The following is a 240-nucleotide window of genomic DNA, read 5'->3' as shown; positions in this document are numbered from 1 at the left end:
AGAAGTGGCAACTGGCCCTGGACATGATCGACGAGACCCGGTCCTGGGGCGTCGATGTTCCCCTCGTCGTGGCCGACGGCGGCTACGGAGACACCGCGGGCTGCTGGCCGAGTGGCCCGTCACCGAGCCGGAGCCGGTGCGGTTCTGGCTCTCCAACCTGCCCGCCGACACCCCGCTCACCACGCTGGTGCGGCTGGCCAAGCTGCGCTGGCGGATCGAGCACGACTACCGCGAGATGAA

The 240-nt window shown here is 69.6% G+C and carries 1 pseudogene; it reads left to right on the top strand.

What is annotated here, in order from left to right:
* Positions 1-240 (top strand): annotated as a pseudogene (locus ADL01_RS47900) (transposase); the annotation flags it as partial.

Source organism: Streptomyces sp. NRRL WC-3618 (assembly GCF_001280005.1).
GTDB lineage: Bacteria > Actinomycetota > Actinomycetes > Streptomycetales > Streptomycetaceae > Streptomyces.
The sequence above is the reverse complement of the archived record's forward strand: the minus strand, read 5'-3'. Positions and strand labels throughout refer to the sequence as shown.